Genomic DNA, 13031 nt, shown 5'->3' with positions numbered 1-13031 from the left:
GGACAGGTAGACGAGGGTCACAGGTAATCGAAGAGGCGAGTCCACCACGTCGGGGGATGCTCAGGCGGGTAGTAGGAGACGAGGTCGCTGACGCCGTCGTATCTCGTCCAGAGCAGGTGCTCCGAGATGCGGATGTAGCCGAGTGCTTCGAGCTCGTCATCGACGCGGTGACGGTCTGTGTCTTGGAATAGTTCGCGTTCCTCTTCCTCGTCGTAGCTTCCGGAATTGCCCAGGGTCACGGCGGCGAGGGCCCCGAAGTTGCTGACGGTCACGGTGATGTGTTCCCCGCTGACCGTGGCGGCGTTCGGGACAACGATCGTCCCGTGGTGGCTGGCGTCTTGGACCTCCCGGTCGACGATGCATGTGCACTGGAATCGCTGGTCCAGACGGCTCGCGAGCTGGTCGAACCGGGCCCGGGTAGCCGTGTGGTCATGGCCGCGGGGGAACTCCATGTGGTCCGGATCATCGAGTTCTCGCAGTAGTGCCCAGGCATGCTGGTCATCGAGAGGCATGCGCATCTTCTCCTTGCTGGTGAGCGCGATTGGAGCGCTGGCTGACGTCGGCGGCGTAGGCGGCCCAGTCGCCTCCGGATGCCTTCTGCCACTGGACGGCGACTTGGATGTGGACGCCGAGCATCCGGGCGAGGATCGCGGCGGGGAGCTCGGCGGCGAGGGTGAACAGGGCTGTGGACCGGTCCTGCTGGGGCCGAATGCCGATCTTGTGCAGCCGCAGGCCGATCTGGCTGTCGCTGAGTGGACGGCCGGGCTGTCCGCCGGGGAAGAGCCAAGGGACGTCGTCAGGGGTGCCGATCTTGGCCTTGCCGTGTCGGCTCGCGACGAGTTCGCGGACCAGGGTGGCCAGCGGCATCGGGAGGATGACGGGTGAGGTTCCGAAGGAGATTGCAACGGTCTCGCCGGTGATGTCGACGTCGTCGACGGTGAGTTGGCTGATGGTGGCGATCTTCTGTGCGTAGAGGATCAGCAGCAGTCCGGCGACGCGGTCCGCGGTGGGCAGTGTGTCGTCGTTGAGGAGGCGGCTTGCGTCGGCCCAGCGTTTTGTGTCTTCGCCTTGTGGTCGGCCCCTGGCTCCGAGGCCCCGTCGCACCCGGCCACCAGCACCAGGGTGGCAGTGGCTAACAGGGCAGCGGAGACCTTCAGGATCGAGCGCATTCGAGAGTTTCCTCCATTGTCCGGGGCCTGTTCGCCCTGCAGAACCTACGTGCGGCATCCTCAGCTGCTCCACTGAATTGACCGAATCGGGCCACCGCGCCGGGCCGCCACGGCCGCGGTCGTCGCGCTGCCGGTGCTTGCATCGGGGTGGCCTTGCTCATCCGGTCGTAGGTGCGGCATGTGGGTGATGTCGTCCTGGAACATGGCCAGAACATCAGTTCCGTGCGGAGGATCCCGAAGGGGATCACCGGGGTGTTCGCTCAAGTCCGGGTGCGTGCTGATCTCGTCCCGGATGACCTGGGGGAGCGCATGGCTCCGCTGCTGCCGCCTGCTCCTGAGCGGCGCCTCCACTACCCCGGGCGACTGCGCGTTCCCGACCGGGCGGCACTTGCCGGGGTCATGTACGTGCTGCGCACCGGTGTTGCTTGGCGCGACGTCCCCGCCGAAACGGTCGGCTGCTCCGGGGTGACGACCTGGCGCCGCCTTCGGGACTGGGCCGAGGCCGGCCTCTGGCCGCGCCTGCACGCAGTCTTGCTGGCCGAGCTGCGCCGCGCCGAGCTGCTGGACCTTGACCACTGCGCTGTTGACGGCTCGCATGTCCGGGCCCTCAAGGGGGGATCACGTTGGCCCCTCGCCGGTCGACCGCGCCCGCCCTGGTTCCAAGCACCACCTGATAGTCGACCGGCACGGAACCCCGCTCGCCGTCACACTCACCGGCGGCAACCGCCACGACGTCACCCAGCTGCTGCCACTGCTCGACGCGGTCGGGCCGATCCGGGGACTGCGGGGACGGCCTCGCCGCAAGCCGCGGCACTTGTATGCCGACCGGGGCTACGACTTCGACAAGTACCGTCGCCTGTTGCGGAAGCGCGGCATCGAGCCGGTGATCGCCCGACGCGGCGTGGCCCACGGCTCGGGGCCAGGCAAGGTGCGTTGGGTGGTGGAGCGGGCCTTCGCCTGGCTGCACCAGTTCAAACGGCTCCGGAGTTCCGAAAACCCAGCAGAACCAGGAGCGGAGGGCGCGACTTCACATCGTGCCGCATCTGGGCCAGCTGCCGCTCAGGCACATGACGACGGCGGAACTTCGCGCATACATAGCGAAGTTGGAGTCCACCGTCTCCTCGGTCGATTACCGGCGCGGCGTCCTGTCCGAGTTGTCCAGCATCCTGGAGGGCTGCCGTTGATGACAAGCGCCTCGCCCGGAACCCTATGCATGCGAAGTCCGTGAAGTGGCCCAAGGCGCCGCGGGAGCGGCGAGAGGCGTGGTTGTTGGAGAGGGCGCTCCAAGTCCGAGACGTGATCAGTCCGCGAAACCGGGTGGCTGTCGTACTCGGCCTGGGATGCGGACTTCGTCAGGGTGAAGTGTTCGGATTGAGTCCCGAGGACATCGACTATGCGAGGGGCGTGCTGCCGGGGCGAAGCCGTGGCAGTGGGAGGTGGTGCCGAAGGACGGATTCCATGTGCTGCGGCACACCTACGTCTCGATGATGCTGGAGGCGGGGGAGTCCGTGGTGACTGTGGCGCGGGGGCTCGGGCACTCCTCGCCGGCGGTCACGCTCGGTTACTATGCTCAATTCATGCCGGAGGCCGGGAGCAAGGGGCGCACCGCCATTGACGGACTGCTCGAGAGGAAGGGGGACCCACCGTGCCGGTAGAAACTCCCCAGATTCTCCCCAGGGCTGCTCGCGGCGGATTCCCCGGATTGTGCGGGTCCGGATTAAATTGTGGATTCTAAGGCCGCCGGGTCAGATAGCCTGGGAAAATGCTGACAGAAGTCACGGCGACTCGCTATGTCACGCCCTTGCGTGAGGGCGGCTCGCTCCCGGGAATTGTCGAGGGTGACGATCTCGGTACATACATCATGAAGTTCACCGGGGCCGGGCAAGGGCGGAAGACGCTTGTTGCCGAGGTCATCTGCGGGGAGTTGGGGCGGCGGCTCGGGCTGCGGGTGCCGGATCTGGTGCGGATGCAGCTCGATCCCGTTATCGGGCTGGGGGAGCCGGACCAGGAGGTTCAGGACCTGCTGAAGGCCAGTGGGGGGCTCAATCTCGGGATGGACTACCTTCCCGGGTCGCTGGGCTTCGATCCGCTCGCCTTCGAGGTGAGTGCCCGCGAGGCGGGACGGGTGGTGTGGTTCGACGCGCTGATCAACAACGTCGACCGGTCCTGGCGCAATCCCAATCTGCTGGTCTGGCACGGCGAACTGTGGCTGATCGACCATGGCGCGGCGATGATCTGGCACCACAACTGGCCGAGCGCGGAGAAGGCTTCGGCCCGTCCGTACAACGCCTCCGACCATGTGCTCGCCACTTTCGGGCCGGATGTCGCCGCGGCGGCCGAGGAGTTCGCGCCGCTGATCACCGAGGAACTGCTGACCGGGATCGCGGCCGACGTGCCGGACGAATGGCTGGCCGACGAGCCGGGCTTCGACTCCCCGGACACGCTGCGCCGGGCGTATGTGAGCACGCTGCTGGCGCGCGCGGCGACGATCAGCGAGCGGATCACCCTCGGGGAGCCCACCGTGGACAAGCCCTCGCAGGCACCGGAATGGCTGGCCGCGCGGTTGGTACGGAGGGAAGTGAAGTGACCGGTCTGCACAACGGGCGCGATGTGTTCGAGTACGCCCTGCTGAAGGTCGTCCCCCGGGTCGAGCGCGGCGAGATGATCAATGCCGGGGTGGTCGTGTACTGCCACGCCCGCCGCTTCGTCGAGGCCAGGACCCATCTGGACGAGGCCCGGCTGCTGGCCCTGGACCCCACGACCGATGTGGCCGGGGTGCGGGCCGCGCTCTGTGCCGTCGAGGGCGTCTGCGAGGGCGGCGAGCGTGCCGGGCAGGCGGCGGGGGAGGACGCGGGACGCCGGTTCCGCTGGTTGATGGCGCCGCGCAGCACCATCGTCCAGCCCGGCCCGGTGCACACCGGCCTGACCGCCGACCCGGCCGCCGAGGTCGAGCGGCTGCTGGAGCTGTTGGTGCGCTGAGGCCGCGCGGGAGCGTCGTACGGAGCGCCCGGAACCGTCGTGAGGCGGTTCCGGGCGCTCCGTCGTACGACGCGATCGCGCCAGTGCTCGGGCCTGCCGCGCAGTGAGGTGGGCAACGGCGCAGTGGTGGGACGTTGACAGCGCGTTGCCGGGCTTCTAGCGTCAGCCCTGCTCAGGGTACTAAGCGGTTGCTCACCCACGGGATCGGTGCGGCGGACCGCTTGTCGAGGTTTCGAGGGTGAGGAGAACCCGCATGTCCACCACCGAGCAGCGCGTTGCCATCGTGACGGGCGCGGCCCGCGGTATCGGCGCGTCCACCGCCGTCCGCCTGGCCGCCGAGGGCCGCGCCGTGGCCGTACTCGACCTCGACGAGGCGGCCTGCAAGGACACCGTCGAGAAGATCACCAAGGCCGGGGGCAAGGCCATCGCGGTCGGCTGTGACGTCTCGGACGCGGAGCAGGTGGACGCGGCGGTCGCCCGCGTCGCCTCGGAGCTCGGCGCGCCGACCGTCCTGGTCAACAACGCGGGGGTGCTCCGCGACAACCTGCTGTTCAAGATGAGCGAGACCGACTGGGACACGGTCATGAACGTGCATCTGCGCGGTGCGTTCCTGATGTCCCGCGCCTGCCAGAAGCACATGGTGGACGCCAAGTTCGGCCGGATCGTGAACCTCTCCTCCAGCTCGGCGCTCGGCAACCGCGGGCAGGTCAACTACTCGGCGGCCAAGGCCGGTCTGCAGGGCTTCACCAAGACCCTCGCCATCGAACTCGGCAAGTTCGGCGTCACCGCCAACGCCGTCGCCCCGGGCTTCATCGTCACGGACATGACCGCCGCCACCGCCGAGCGCGTCGGCATGGGCTTCGAGGAGTTCCAGGCCGCGGCCGCCACCCAGATCCCGGTGCAGCGCGTCGGCCGCCCCGAGGACATCGCCAACGCCATCGCCTTCTTCACCGGTGAGGCGGCCGGCTTCGTCTCCGGCCAGGTCATGTACGTCGCCGGCGGCCCGCTCAACTGACCGCCCCACCGACTCCAGGAGTACAGAACATGACCGAGCAGGACAGCGGGCTCCCCGAGCTCTCCGGCAAGGTGGCGCTGGTCACCGGTGCCAGCCGCGGTATCGGCTACGGCATCGCCGAGGCCCTGGTGGCCCGTGGCGACCGGGTCGTCATCACCGGCCGCAACGAGGACGCCCTCAAGGAGGCCGCCGAGAAGCTGGGCGCCGACCGGGTGCTCGGCGTCGCCGGCAAGGCGCACGACGAGGCCCACCAGGCCGTCGCCGTCGAGCGCGCGATGGAGACCTTCGGCCGCGTCGACTACCTCGTCAACAATGCCGGAACGAACCCGGTGTTCGGCCCCATCGCCGACCTCGACCTCGGTGTGGCGCGCAAGGTGTTCGAGACCAATGTCGTCTCGGCGCTCGGCTTCGCGCAGCGCACCTGGCACGCCTGGCAGAAGGACAACGGCGGCGCCATCGTCAACATCGCCTCGATCGCCGGCCTCGCGCCCTCGCCGTTCATCGGCGCGTACGGGATGAGCAAGGCCGCCATGGTGAATCTGACGCTGCAGCTCGCCCACGAGTTCGCGCCGGGCGTGCGGATCAACTCCATCGCGCCCGCGGTGGTCAAGACCAAGTTCGCGGCCGCGCTCTACGAGAACCGCGAGGAGGAGGCGGCGGCCGGCTACCCGTTGGCGCGGCTCGGCGTCCCGGAGGACATCGGCGGGGCGGCGGCCTTCCTGCTGTCCGATGCCTCGGGCTGGATCACCGGCCAGACACTGGTCGTCGACGGCGGTCTGTTCCTCAACGCCGGGGTCTGACGGCGCCGGGCGGGCCGCGAGGCCTTGCCTTCGCGTGCGCTCCAAGAGGCAGAGTCCGTGGTGCCGGTCCTGATCAGGACCGGCACCACGCGCGTCGGAGACCTGTCAGGGAGACATGCCATGCACTACCGCACACTCGGCGGTGATCAAGGTCCCCGCGTCAGCGCCGTCTGTCTCGGGACGCTGTCCTTCGGCACCACCGTCGACGCACCGACCTCGTTCGCCCTCCTGGACCGGTTCGCCGAGGCCGGCGGCACCTTCGTCGACACGGCGAACCACTGCGCCCGCTGGGTGCCCGGCGCGCGCGGCGACGAGAGCGAGCTGCTGCTCGGCCGCTGGCTGCGCAGCAGAGACGCGGCCGGGCGCACGGTCGTGGCCACCAAGGTGGGCGCCCGGCCGGACCCGGCCCGGGGGACCGGATGGCCCGCGAACGCCGAAGGCCTGGGCGCCCCGGCCGTACGCGCCGGGATCGAGGGCAGCCTGCGCCGGCTGGGCACGGACCGGGTGGACCTCCTCTACGCGCACCTCGACGACCGGCGCGTCCGGCTGGACGACACCGTCGAGGCGCTGGCCGGCCTCGTCCGGGACGGCACCGTGGGCAGCCTGGGGGCCACCGACCACCGGACCTGGCGGCTCGCCGAGGCCCGGCGGACGGCCGCCGGGCGCGGGCTGCCCGGCTTCCGCGCCGTACAGCGGCGGCACACCTATCTGCGGCCGCGACAGGGCCTGACGCAAGACCTCGACATGGACACCGACGAGGAGCTCCTCGACTACGCGGCGGAGCACCCCGACCTGACGCTGCTCGGCTATGGGACGCTGATGGCAGGCGCCTACTCCCGCGCGGACCGGCCGCTGCCGGAGCGCTACGACCATCCCGGTTCGGTGGCCCGGCTGCGGGTGCTGGCGGAGGTCGCGGCGGAGTGCGGGGCCACCGTGAACCAGGTGGTGCTGGCCTGGCTGATGGGCGGCCCGGTGCCGGTCGTGCCGGTGCTCGGCGTGAGCTCCCCGGCGCAGCTGGACGAGAGCCTGGCGGCGCTCGACCTGCGGCTGGATCCCGTCCAGCGCGCCCGGCTCGACACCGCCTGAGGCCGTCCGGCCGCCGGTCCGGTCCCGGAGGTATCGGCCCGCGGACGGCGTTGTCAGTGGTCGCCGGTAGGTTCTTCGACGGAGAACGGAACGTACACCGGAGGTTGTTGACGTGGTGACCGACATGCTGCCCGAATCCTGGCGCGGGGTCCTCGGCGAGGAGTTGGAGAAGCCCTATTTCAAGGAGCTCGCCGACTTCGTCGAGCAGGAGCGGGCGGACGGGCCGGTCTACCCGCCCCGCGAGCAGGTCTTCGCGGCGCTGGAGGCGACTCCCTACGACCAGGTGAAGGTGCTCATCCTGGGCCAGGACCCGTACCACGGCGCCGGTCAGGGGCACGGCCTGTGCTTCTCCGTGCAGCCCGGCGTCAAGACGCCGCCGTCGCTGCGGAACATCTACAAGGAGATGAAGGAGGAGCTGGGCCACCCGGTTCCGGACAACGGCTATCTGATGCCCTGGGCCCAGCAGGGGGTGCTGCTGCTGAACGCCGTCCTCACGGTCCGCGAGGCCGAGCCCAATTCGCACAAGGGCAAGGGGTGGGAGAAGGTCACCGACGCGGTGATCCGGGCCGTGGCCTCCCGGCCGGACCCGGCGGTCTTCGTGCTCTGGGGGAATTACGCCAAGAAGAAGCTGCCGCTGATCGACGAGGAGCGGCATGCGGTGGTGCAGGGCGCGCACCCCTCCCCGCTGTCGGCGAAGAAGTTCTTCGGCTCCCGTCCGTTCACCCAGATCAACGCGGCGGTCGCCGCACAGGGCCACGCCCCGATCGACTGGCGCATCCCCGACCTGGGCTGAGCCGGCGGGCCCGCCGGCCGGCCGGGCCGGAGGGCCCCACCACCCGGTGCGTCGCGCACCGCGCGCGCAGGTCCCTTCCGGCGGTTAGCGTCGGGGGAGCGGCAGTGGCCGTGGTGAGCGGATACGGAGTGCACGGTGGTGGACAAGCGGCGGGAGGCGACACCCGAGGACGGGGTGCTGACCCGGATCGGCCAGGCGATCATGTTGCATCGCGCGGGCGACCGGGAAGAGGCACGCAACCGTCTCTCGGCGCTGTGGCACGAGATCGGGCCGCAGGGAGACGCCTTCCACCGCTGCACCCTCGCCCACTACATGGCCGACACCCAGGACGACCCCCGGGACGAACTCGACTGGGACCTCAGGGCCCTGGAGGCCGCCGAGGGCTTCGTCACCGAGCGGCCCAAGGCCGCCGTCGCGCCGGAGGAGCCGAAGGTCGCCGACGGCCCCGGCCCCCGCCACCCCCTCGTCGCCCTCCGGGCGTTCTTCCCCTCGCTGCATCTCAACATCGCGGCCGACTACGCCGCCCTGGACCGGCCGGCCGATGCGCGGGCCCAGCTGCGGCGCGCCCGGGCCTCGGCCAACGCCCTCGCCGACGGCGAGTACCGCCAGGGGCTCCGGGACGCCATCGACCGGCTGCAACTGCGCCTCGACGGCCTCGCGGCCCCATAGACCGGGTGCGCGGGGCACTCACCGCCGCAGCATCCCGTCGAGCAGCTCCGTGCAGGAGGTGCGCAGCGCGTCGCGGGTGGGGACGGACGCATGGAACCCTCCCGCGGTGCAGGAGAACAGCACCCCGTCGCACCATGCGATCAGCCCGAGCTCATGCCGCTCGGTTTCGGTGGAGCCGGCCGCCGCCAGCATCGCCACCACCGGCTCCCGGAAGGCCCGCCCCGCCCGGTCGTAGACCGCCCGCAGCTCGGGCCGGCGGGTGGCCTCCAGGGCCAGTTCGTAACGGGCGATGAGCAGCTGCCGGTGCCGGGACAGGTAGCGGTGCAGCGCCAGGGAGAGCGCCTCGGCGACCGCTGCCACGGCGTCGTCCGGCAGCGGCGCGGTCCCGCTTCCTTCCGCTGGAACCTCCGGCATCGCATGCGGTGTCAGCACCGCCGCCTCCCGCTCGGCCAGCCGCTGTACCGCCGTCTCCAGCAGGGCCGCCCGGGTGCGGGCGAGATTCGAGGTGGAGCCCTGCGGCAGCCCGGCCGCCTCGTCCACCGCCCGGTGCGTCAGCCCCCGCATGCCGCGCTCGGCGAGCAGGGTCAGCGCCGCATCGGCGATCCGTTCACGGCGAGGGGCGGGCGCCGCCGGGGCGCGGCCACTGCGGGAGTTCATACCGGGCAGCCTAACCCGCCGACTACGGGTGTAGTGTCAGGGGCAAGGGTAACTACGCCTGTAGTTACGCACTCGGGTCAGGGGAGGCATGATGCGGCAACGCACCGCGCTCGTGATCGGCAGCGGTATCGGCGGGCTCACCGCCGCGGTCGCACTGGACCGCCGCGGCTGGGCGGTCACCGTCCTGGAGCGCACCACCACGGGGGAGCCGGGCACCGCATCCGGCCCTCCGGTACGGAGCGGCGCGGGCATCGCCCTCGCCCCCAACGCCCAGCGCGCCCTGGACACCCTCGGCGCGGGCGACGCCGTACGGGCCATGGGCGCCTGGCAGACCACCGGCGAGATCCGTCTCCCCGGCGGCCACCGGCTGGCGCGTACGGACCAGGCCGCGGCCGTCCGGCGCTTCGGCGGCCCGGTCGTGGTCGCCCACCGCGCCGAGGTGACGGCCCTGCTCGCCGCCCGGCTGCCCGACGGCGCGCTGCGCACCGGAGTCGCGGCCGCACTCGTCGACGCCGGCGACCCGGGAGCGGAGGACCGCCCGGCGCGCGTACGGATCACCGGCACCGGAGACGGAACGGCGGACGCCGGCGAAGAGCTCACCGCGGACCTCGTCGTCGCCGCCGACGGCATCCACTCCGCCGCCCGCCGCGCCCTCTTCCCCGGCCACCCCGCACCCCGCTACGCCGGCGTCACCGCCTGGCGCCTCGTCGTCCCCGCGCCCGACGGCCTCCACGAGGCGCACGAGACCTGGGGCCCCGGCAGCCTGTGGGGCACCGTGCCGCTGTCCGGCGGGCGGATCTACGCCTATGCCACCGCGGCCGTACCACCGGGCGGCCGGGCCGCCGACGACGAGCGGGCCGAACTGCTGCGCCGCTTCGGCAACTGGCACCACCCCGTTCCCGCCCTCCTCGCCGCGGCGGACCCGGCGACGGTGCTCCGCAACGACGTCTACACCGCGGCCGCCCCGCCGCCCGCCTTCCACCGGGGCCGGGTCGCCCTGCTCGGCGACGCCGTCCACCCGATGACCCCGAACCTCGGACAGGGCGGCTGCCAGGCCATCGAGGACGCCGTCGTGCTGGCCCACCTGGCCGCACCGGAAGCCGATCAGGCCGCGGCCCTCGCCGCGTACACCCGGCAGCGGCTGCCGCACACCATGGACGTCGTACGCCGTGCCGAGCGGATCGGCCGGCTCTGCACCTGGCGCTCGGGGCCGGCCTGTGCGCTGCGCGCCGTCCTGATGGCCGCCGCCGCCCGCCTCGCACCGGATCTGGTGCTGCGGTCCCTGGACGGGATCGCCGACTGGCGGCCGCCGGCCGGCACGTATGCTTCCGGCACGCGAGGCACCAGCGCCGTGGCACAACCCAAGGAGCACGAGTGAAGGTCGGCTGCATCGGACTCGGCGACATCGCCCAGAAGGCGTACCTGCCCGTACTGGGCACCCAGCCGGGGCTCGAACTGCATCTGCACACCCGCACCCCGGCGACCCTGGAACGCGTCGGTGCCACCCACCGGCTGACCGGGGGACAGCTCCACCAGGACCTGGACTCGCTGCTCGCCACCGGCCTGGACGCGGCCTTCGTGCACGCCGCCACCGCCGCCCACCCCGAGATCGTGACCCGGCTGATCGAAGCCGGCGTACCGACCTACGTCGACAAGCCGCTCTCCTACGAACTCGCCACGTCCCAGCGCCTGGTCGCGCTCGCCGCGGACCGCGGGGTGGGCCTCACCGTCGGCTTCAACCGCCGCTTCGCGCCCGCCTACGCCCAGTGCCGCGAGCACGCCCGTGATCTGATCCTGATGCAGAAGAACCGCATCGGACTGCCCGAGGACCCGCGCACGCTCGTCCTGGACGACTTCATCCATGTCGTCGACACCCTGCGGTTCCTGGTCCCCGGCGAGATCGACCACATCGATGTGCGCGCCAGGATCCGCAACGGCCTGATGCAGCATGTGGTCCTCCAGCTGTCCGGTGACGGCTTCACCGCCCTCGGCACCATGAACCGCCTGAGCGGCTCCGCGGAGGAGATCCTCGACGTCTCCGGGCAGGACACCAAGCGCCAGGTCGTCAATCTCGCCGAGGTCATCGACCACAAGGGACAGCCCAGCATCCGGCGCCGCGGCGACTGGGTGCCGGTCGCCCGGCAGCGCGGCATCGAGCAGATCGTCCTGGCGTTCCTGGACGATGTGCGGGCCGGCCGGCAGCCGTCCGCCGAGGACGCGCTGCGCACCCATGAACTGTGCGAACGGGTGGTCACCGACGCCCTCGCGCAGGCCGCCTGCTGAGCGCCCGCAGCCCCGCGTACCCGCCGGCGAGCAGCAGCGCCCCCACCGCCCCGTACACCGCCCAGTCACCGAACCGGGTGTACGGGCTGGTGCCCTCGGCCAGCGGCAGGTCGTAGACGGCCGCCGCGCTGCGGTCGGTGCCCAGCCGCTCGCCGGTCGGCTCGCCCCGGGGGCCGTACACCGCACTGATGCCGGTGAGCGTGGCGTGCATCATGGGCCGCCAGGTCTCCGCGGCGCGCAGCGCGGCCAGGGACGCATGCTGGGCGGGCGCCCAGCTGTCCTGGAACGTCGAGGTCGAGGACTGGGCGACCAGCACCCGGGCGCCGTCGCGCACCAGATGGCGGCTCATGTCGGGGAAGGCGGTCTCGAAGCACACCAGCGGCCCGATCCGCAGTCCGCCCGCGGTGGCCACCGGCATCACCACCGGACGGGTGCCGCGCACCCGGTCGCTGGTGGCTGCCTTGCCCACCCGCGTCGCCCAGCCCAGGACCGAACGGAACGGTATGTACTCACCGAAGGGCACCAGCCGCATCTTGGCGTAGCGGTCCCCGGTCGGTCCGTCCGGCCCGATCAGTACCGCGCTCTTGGAGATGCCCGGCCGTCCGGCCTGCGGGGAGTCGGCGTTGATCAGCAGGTCGGCGCCGGTCTGCCGGGAGAGGGCGGCGAGGCGGGCGGCGAGCGCCGGATGGTCCGCCGGATCCTTGTAGAGGCTGCTCTCGCCCCAGACGATCAGGCGCACCCCACGGCCTGCCAGCGACCGGGTGAGAGCCTCGCCGCGGGCCAGGCGTGCCGAGGGGGTGCCGGTCGGGCCGGGCTGGACGACCGCGACCCGCACGGTGCCCGTGATGCGGGGGACCGGCGCCCAGAACCAGGCCGCGCCGGCCGCCAGCGCGCACACCAGCAGCCCGGCCACCGCGGGCAGCCGTGCCGCCGGGCGGGCGATCAGCTCGGCCACCGCGGTGTTCACCGCCACGATCAGCAGACTCAGCAGCCACACCCCGCCGATCGACGCCAGTCGCAGCGCGGGCGGCACCTGCCACTGGCTGGCGCCGAGCAGCCCCCAGGGGCCGCCCAAGTACTCCCACGACCGGACCAGTTCGACCATCAGCCAGCCCGACGGCACCAGCACCAGCGCGGCGGCGCACCGCCCGCCCGTCACCCGCCGCCGTCCGTCGGCAGGGGCCCCGCCGGGCGCCGTCCGGGCGGACCCCTCGCGGGCCGCCCCGCCCGCCGGGGGCGCGCCGCCCAGCAGCGCACGCACCAGCACGCCCCAGGGCGCCCACAGCGCACCGAGCAGCAGGGCGAGCACGAGGATGAAGACGTGCAGGCTCGGCAGCAGCCACTGGTGGACGGCCAGCATGAAACCGGTGCCGCCCAGCCAGCCGTCCAGCGCCGCCCGCCGCCAGGTCGGTGCCGACTGCACCAGCAGCAGCCAGGGCACCAGCGAGACATACGCCAGCCACCACCACGACGGCGCGGGAAAGGCGAGCGCCGGCACCGCGCCGGCGAGCGCGGCGGCCGTCCCCCGGGTCCAGGGGGAGCCGAGCCACTGCCCCTGACGGACGGGCGGGGTGTCCATG

At 71.9% G+C, this 13031-nt stretch carries 14 protein-coding genes and 1 pseudogene; 11 read left to right on the top strand and 4 right to left on the bottom strand.

Annotated elements, in window-relative coordinates; genetic code table 11:
* Positions 1–17 precede the first annotated feature (17 nt).
* Both Scani_RS21185 and Scani_RS21180 read right to left on the bottom strand, forming a co-directional pair.
* Positions 18–512, bottom strand: a complete 495-nt coding sequence (locus Scani_RS21185; RefSeq protein ID WP_159478761.1) for a hypothetical protein — start codon at positions 510–512, stop codon at positions 18–20.
* Positions 499–1104 carry a site-specific integrase gene (locus Scani_RS21180; protein WP_246296059.1) on the bottom strand — a complete coding sequence of 202 codons (606 nt, stop codon included), beginning with the start codon at positions 1102–1104 and terminating at the stop codon, positions 499–501. Before Scani_RS21180 ends, Scani_RS21185 begins: the two co-directional genes overlap by 14 nt.
* A gap of 335 nt (positions 1105–1439) precedes the next feature.
* Here Scani_RS21180 and Scani_RS21175 point away from each other — a divergent pair.
* The 9 genes and pseudogenes from Scani_RS21175 to Scani_RS21135 all read left to right on the top strand — a co-directional run.
* Positions 1440–2157: pseudogene (locus tag Scani_RS21175) on the top strand (IS5 family transposase); the annotation flags it as partial.
* A gap of 46 nt (positions 2158–2203) precedes the next feature.
* Entirely contained in the window at positions 2204–2353 is a 150-nt protein-coding gene (locus Scani_RS42195) for a hypothetical protein (RefSeq protein WP_328733378.1), read from the top strand.
* A gap of 578 nt (positions 2354–2931) precedes the next feature.
* Positions 2932–3756, top strand: coding sequence for a HipA family kinase (locus Scani_RS21165; protein WP_159478758.1), 825 nt, complete (start codon positions 2932–2934; stop codon positions 3754–3756).
* Entirely contained in the window at positions 3753–4148 is a 396-nt protein-coding gene (locus Scani_RS21160) for a DUF3037 domain-containing protein (RefSeq protein ID WP_159478755.1), read from the top strand. Before Scani_RS21165 ends, Scani_RS21160 begins: the two co-directional genes overlap by 4 nt.
* 253 nt (positions 4149–4401) lie before the next feature.
* Positions 4402–5163 (top strand): 3-oxoacyl-ACP reductase FabG, encoded by a 762-nt coding sequence (gene fabG / locus Scani_RS21155; protein ID WP_159478752.1) that lies wholly within the window; start codon positions 4402–4404, stop codon positions 5161–5163.
* Positions 5164–5192: 29 nt separating this feature from the next.
* Positions 5193–5963, top strand: a complete 771-nt coding sequence (locus Scani_RS21150) for an SDR family oxidoreductase (protein ID WP_159478749.1) — start codon at positions 5193–5195, stop codon at positions 5961–5963.
* Positions 5964–6083: 120 nt separating this feature from the next.
* Entirely contained in the window at positions 6084–7049 is a 966-nt protein-coding gene (locus Scani_RS21145; protein ID WP_159478746.1) for an aldo/keto reductase, read from the top strand.
* A 124-nt stretch (positions 7050–7173) separates the two neighbouring features.
* On the top strand, positions 7174–7842 hold the full coding sequence (locus tag Scani_RS21140; RefSeq protein WP_159482273.1) for a uracil-DNA glycosylase: 669 nt from the start codon (positions 7174–7176) through the stop codon (positions 7840–7842).
* A 138-nt stretch (positions 7843–7980) separates the two neighbouring features.
* The gene (locus Scani_RS21135; protein ID WP_159482272.1) at positions 7981–8511 is read left to right on the top strand and encodes a hypothetical protein; all 531 of its coding nucleotides are present in this window, start codon (positions 7981–7983) and stop codon (positions 8509–8511) included.
* A gap of 18 nt (positions 8512–8529) precedes the next feature.
* Here the strand turns inward: Scani_RS21135 and Scani_RS21130 are convergent, their stop codons facing one another.
* The gene (locus Scani_RS21130) at positions 8530–9168 is read right to left on the bottom strand and encodes a TetR/AcrR family transcriptional regulator (protein ID WP_159478743.1); all 639 of its coding nucleotides are present in this window, start codon (positions 9166–9168) and stop codon (positions 8530–8532) included.
* Between the two features lie 91 nt (positions 9169–9259).
* On the opposite strand from Scani_RS21130, the gene Scani_RS21125 reads away from it, so the two are divergent.
* Together Scani_RS21125 and Scani_RS21120 are read left to right on the top strand one after the other, a co-directional pair.
* Positions 9260–10546, top strand: a complete 1287-nt coding sequence (locus Scani_RS21125; protein WP_159482271.1) for an FAD-dependent monooxygenase — start codon at positions 9260–9262, stop codon at positions 10544–10546.
* Positions 10543–11451 (top strand): Gfo/Idh/MocA family protein, encoded by a 909-nt coding sequence (locus tag Scani_RS21120; RefSeq protein WP_159478740.1) that lies wholly within the window; start codon positions 10543–10545, stop codon positions 11449–11451. The genes Scani_RS21125 and Scani_RS21120 overlap by 4 nt, the downstream gene beginning before the upstream one ends.
* Here the strand turns inward: Scani_RS21120 and lnt are convergent.
* Positions 11420–13030: an apolipoprotein N-acyltransferase gene (gene lnt / locus Scani_RS21115; RefSeq protein ID WP_159478737.1), complete on the bottom strand. Its 1611-nt coding sequence runs from the start codon at positions 13028–13030 to the stop codon at positions 11420–11422. The genes Scani_RS21120 and lnt overlap by 32 nt on opposite strands.
* Between the last annotated feature and the right edge of the window lies 1 nt (position 13031).

This window comes from Streptomyces caniferus (assembly GCF_009811555.1).
GTDB classification, from domain to species: Bacteria; Actinomycetota; Actinomycetes; order Streptomycetales; family Streptomycetaceae; genus Streptomyces; species Streptomyces caniferus.
This window is presented reverse-complemented; position numbering and strand designations above follow the sequence as displayed.

Coding starts and splice junctions, on each gene's coding strand:
- lnt (WP_159478737.1), bottom strand. CDS start 13,030: ATGGACACCCCGCCCGTCCGTCAGGGGCAGTGGCTCGGCTCCCCCTGG.
- Scani_RS21125 (WP_159482271.1), top strand. CDS start 9,260: ATGCGGCAACGCACCGCGCTCGTGATCGGCAGCGGTATCGGCGGGCTC.
- Scani_RS21165 (WP_159478758.1), top strand. CDS start 2,932: ATGCTGACAGAAGTCACGGCGACTCGCTATGTCACGCCCTTGCGTGAG.
- Scani_RS21130 (WP_159478743.1), bottom strand. CDS start 9,168: ATGAACTCCCGCAGTGGCCGCGCCCCGGCGGCGCCCGCCCCTCGCCGT.
- Scani_RS21145 (WP_159478746.1), top strand. CDS start 6,084: ATGCACTACCGCACACTCGGCGGTGATCAAGGTCCCCGCGTCAGCGCC.
- Scani_RS21185 (WP_159478761.1), bottom strand. CDS start 512: ATGCCTCTCGATGACCAGCATGCCTGGGCACTACTGCGAGAACTCGAT.
- fabG (WP_159478752.1), top strand. CDS start 4,402: ATGTCCACCACCGAGCAGCGCGTTGCCATCGTGACGGGCGCGGCCCGC.
- Scani_RS21140 (WP_159482273.1), top strand. CDS start 7,174: ATGCTGCCCGAATCCTGGCGCGGGGTCCTCGGCGAGGAGTTGGAGAAG.
- Scani_RS21150 (WP_159478749.1), top strand. CDS start 5,193: ATGACCGAGCAGGACAGCGGGCTCCCCGAGCTCTCCGGCAAGGTGGCG.